Annotated in this window: 1 protein-coding gene and 1 pseudogene; both read right to left on the bottom strand. The window is 61.8% G+C overall.

The genetic code is table 11. The annotated features are described in order from the left end of the window. Positions 1-115, bottom strand: a pseudogene (locus EOA33_RS41215) (uracil-DNA glycosylase); the annotation flags it as partial. Between the two features lie 49 nt (positions 116-164). Continuing rightward, the coding region (locus tag EOA33_RS37845) for a hypothetical protein (RefSeq protein ID WP_127407853.1) at positions 165-615 on the bottom strand (451 nt) is incomplete at its 5' end.

Raw genomic sequence — 615 nt, 5'->3', positions numbered from 1 at the left:
CGTCGGCGAAGCGGTTGATGGGCGCGTCCTCCAGCGCCTCATCGACGCCGGCGCTGGCATAGAAGGCGAGCAGCTCGGCGATTTCGGCAGGGGTGTTGGGGAAGGCGGCGATCATGCTGCCACCATCGTCCGCGCGGCGGCGATTTGCAACCTCGGTGAGTTTGTCAGCCCGTCGGTATCCGCGGATCCTGCACCAGATAGAACGTCCAGCGCGGCGTGTAGTCGGTGATCAGGAATTCGAAGCTGCCCGTCATCAGCGGGTCGATCTTGCCGTTCTTGAACAAAAGCCGGTCATAGGGTTCGAAATCGCGGTCGAACTCGGCGAAGTTGCTCGCCACGATGTTGTCGGGCGACTTATTGCGCTGGTCGAAGGACAGGCCATCGCCGAATACGCTCGGCTGGTCGAGGATCTCCTGTAGCTCGAACTGGAACTCCACCCAGGCCTGGCCGCTGTTGTTGAGCGTCTCGATGCGCATGTAAATGATGCCGTTGGCGACCTCGCCGGCCTTGCCGAATGCCTCGATCGGCTTGGTGGTGCGGATGGTCAGCGTCACCGGTGTCGCCGAATTCAGCTCTTCGGTGATGACGATCGGATCCTCCTTGGTGCCGATGCCA

The sequence above is a fragment of the Mesorhizobium sp. M4A.F.Ca.ET.050.02.1.1 genome (assembly GCF_003997725.1).
In the GTDB taxonomy this organism is placed as follows: domain Bacteria; phylum Pseudomonadota; class Alphaproteobacteria; order Rhizobiales; family Rhizobiaceae; genus Mesorhizobium.
This window is presented reverse-complemented; position numbering and strand designations above follow the sequence as displayed.